A 3,153-nucleotide genomic window follows, 5' to 3' on the forward strand; every position below is an offset into this window, starting at 1 on the left:
TATGATGAATCCCGCCGTGACCGAACCATTGCCAGCGCAGATCAGGAAGGTATAAAAATATTTTTACATGAAAATGACTGGAACCACTATGAGATTCGGTGTATTGGCCGGCGCATCGTGGTCCTGCTGAATGGGGTGCAAACCGTTGATTATACCGAACCAGAAAACGAGTTCCCCGCGGAGGGCAAGATCGCGCTTCAGATTCATGGAAATGGAAATGCAAAAGTGTCCTTTAAAAATATTTTCCTTCAAAAAGCTGAAAAACCATGAGCACCCATTATGCGTTTTTGTTTATGGTGGTCATTTATTACAATGAGTTTCATTTGAACAAAAAGATCTAGTATGCTTTCCTTTCTGAAAAATCACCCTTTTGCAGTTGAAGCCTATTTTGAAAGTTCTTTGGTGCTCACTTTTGCGGTTCCAAAAGAACAGTTGGAAAGCCTCATCCCACCCTGTCTGACATTGGACACCTTTGACGACAAATGGGCCTTTGTTGCTGTGGCTATGGTTCAAACCAAAGGCCTGCGGCCCCGTGGTTTTCCAAGATTTATGGGCAACGACTTTTTTCTCATTGGCTATCGGGTCTTTGTCCGGTACACCACCAATGCTGGAAAAAAACTAAGAGGCTTGTACATCCTCAAATCAGAAACCGACAAAAAGAGGATGGAATTAATGGGCAATATGTTTACCCATTACAACTACACTACAACTGACATCAGTAAAACAGAGAAAGGTGGAATACTTGAAATTCAATCCAATCGATCAGACTTCACCATCCGTTTGGATCAAGTCGAAGAAGCCCCTTTGCCTCCTCAGTCGCCATTCTCAGATTGGAAAGAAGCCAGGCGTTATGCTGGCCCCTTGCCTTTTACCTTTACCTACAACTCAGCTACCCAAGAGGTGTTGATCATTGAAGGTGTCAGACAAAACTGGACTCCCAAACCAATCCAAGTGCTGGATTACCATTTTTCCTTTTTAGATTCACTGCAACTGGAAAATCCCGTTTTAGCCAATGCCTTTGTCATTCGGGATATTCCTTACCTTTGGAAAAAAGGCAAAATAGAAAAATGGAAACCATGAGAAAACCTTTCCAAGGGCTGTTAAACATCGTGCGATTCAATTGGCATTTTTATGTTTTTGCTTTTGTATTGCTAGGGTCATTGTTGTTTGCAATTAACTTCCTTGAAAAACCCTTGCAGCCTTTTCTGCTGATCATTTGTATTTTGGCCGCGGCCTCTACCCTTGTTTCTTTATTGGTTTCATGGTACGTGTATGATCTATCTGGCCTTTATCATTTCAAATGGTTGAATCCACGAATTACTGACAGCACTATTGTAAACATCAATGCTGGATTTGACGAAACCAGTGCTTTGTTAAAAGCCAAATTTAACAATGCTGAATTGATGGTACTCGATTTTTACGACCCAGTAAAACACACCGAAGTTTCCATCAAAAGAGCAAGAAAAGCCTATCCCCCCTTTCCTGGCACCTTACAAGTTGAAACCAGTGACTTAAAATTGCTCAGTAATTCAGCGGCTAAAATATTCGTGATATTGTCCGCACACGAGATCCGGGATGTCAATGAAAGGGTTGTTTTTTTTGAGGAGCTGAAAAGAGTAATTCAACCGACTGGACAAATCTACGTTATCGAACATTTGCGAGATATTCCCAATTTTTTGGCATTCAACATTGGTTTTTTACATTTCCACTCCAAATCATCCTGGCTAAAAACTTTCCAGGGGGCAGGCCTTTACCTCATTGATGAATTAAAACTTACCTCATTTATTTCAATTTTTATCCTTGACAAAAATGGCAATACACCTTAAAATCATTGGCATACTATTGATGGCACTGGCTTTGCTCCACCTCATTTTTCCAAGGTATTTCAATTGGAAAAAAGAATTGCCCGCCTTGAGTTTGATCAACCGCCAAATGATGGTGGTGCATACGTTTTTTATCGCGTTAATGGTGTTTTTAATGGGATTGTTGTGCCTGACCTCGGCAAACGAACTGCTGGAAACAAGCCTTGGCAAAAAAATAGCCCTAGGACTTGGCGTATTCTGGACGATCCGGCTGTTGATTCAGTTTTTTGGCTACTCATCCGATCTTTGGAAAGGGAAGTCATTTGAAACCATTGCACACATTTTGTTTTCATTGCTTTGGATTTATGTAAGTATCGTCTTTTGGGTTACCCATTTCAATTGACCACAAAATCATTGCTTTTCACTTGAAACAAATACTCCTATGGCGTCTCACCCGTCACGGCCTTAAAGCACTTAAGTTGAAGGAATCGCTTCAGTTATTCCCCTCAACCAAGCCTCAATTTCCACATTCAACTCCGGCGGCGGTGGATCTTGCTTATAATCAATCGACAATTGGTACATGCTGCGCTCGTAAATCAAATCAAGTGCTTGCCTCAGATTGATTTGCACATCAGCGTCGGGATGTGCCAAAGGAATAGGAAGTACCGGGAGTGATTCTGGTAGATTGAAAGCCCATGCCTCCGTTTTTTGAGTGCCCGCCCGCATCAACAACACCAGGTAATCGGACTGAGGCAAACGAGGATGCACAAAAGGGCGTGTTCCCCGGCGCAAAAGATCAATTTCGAGCAGGTGTACCCCGCTGCGGTGCAAGTCCATGCGTTTTTCTTGATAGGCATCCAGTCCAGGTTTGCGCTTGTTGACTGGTGAGAGGATTTCAATCGCGGTGATCAGGCGATTTTTGGCCACATCCCGTATTTCTACAACCGGTATATTGATGCTGATGGCTTTATTGCTGGCTATGATGACCGTTGGTTCTGAAATTGGTACCACCTCGGTTGCTGCGCCATAAGCCACCATTGGCTCGCTGACAATTGAAGTACGGCGAAGTATCTCCACATCGGGATACATGATGCCGATTTCTGATTCGGGTGAAGAATCATCCACGGTGTACAATTCCAAGCGGGCTACGTATTTGGGTGCTATTTGTGGAGCAAGCTGAGCCTTGATGGCCGCTGCCAATTCATTGTGCACATCTGGCCACAAATAACCTTCCAGAAAAGGATCCATACCGGGAAATGGTGACTTCATTTGATCCGTCTTTTGAAGAAAAAGTTTCGTAAGTAACGCAGAAAAATTAACTTCCCGATTTTGGGTTTTGAATAGGAAGTCG

The 3,153-nt window shown here is 42.9% G+C and carries 5 protein-coding genes; 4 read left to right on the forward strand and 1 reads right to left on the reverse strand.

The genetic code is table 11. From position 1 onward, the window contains the following. The 4 genes from ABW391_RS29050 to ABW391_RS29065 form a co-directional block, all read left to right on the forward strand. Nucleotides 1-270 (forward strand): 3-keto-disaccharide hydrolase (locus ABW391_RS29050; RefSeq protein WP_353485410.1); only part of this gene is annotated, 270 nt, incomplete at its 5' end. 72 nt (nt 271-342) lie between these two features. Beyond that, nucleotides 343-1,080, forward strand: coding sequence for a DUF2071 domain-containing protein (locus ABW391_RS29055; protein WP_353485411.1), 738 nt, complete (start codon nt 343-345; stop codon nt 1,078-1,080). Continuing rightward, complete coding sequence (locus ABW391_RS29060) at nt 1,077-1,826, forward strand: methyltransferase (RefSeq protein ID WP_353485412.1); 750 nt, start codon at nt 1,077-1,079, stop codon at nt 1,824-1,826. Before ABW391_RS29055 ends, ABW391_RS29060 begins: the two co-directional genes overlap by 4 nt. Beyond that, on the forward strand, nt 1,810-2,205 hold the full coding sequence (locus ABW391_RS29065) for a hypothetical protein (RefSeq protein ID WP_353485413.1): 396 nt from the start codon (nt 1,810-1,812) through the stop codon (nt 2,203-2,205). Before ABW391_RS29060 ends, ABW391_RS29065 begins: the two co-directional genes overlap by 17 nt. Nucleotides 2,206-2,276: 71 nt before the next feature. Here the strand turns inward: ABW391_RS29065 and ABW391_RS29070 are convergent, their stop codons facing one another. After that, entirely contained in the window at nt 2,277-3,071 is a 795-nt protein-coding gene (locus ABW391_RS29070) for a DUF4058 family protein (RefSeq protein WP_353485414.1), read from the reverse strand. Between the last annotated feature and the right edge of the window lie 82 nt (nt 3,072-3,153).

Origin of the sequence: Haliscomenobacter sp. (genome assembly GCF_040403615.1) — a bacterium.
Classification (GTDB): Bacteria; Bacteroidota; Bacteroidia; order Chitinophagales; family Saprospiraceae; genus Haliscomenobacter.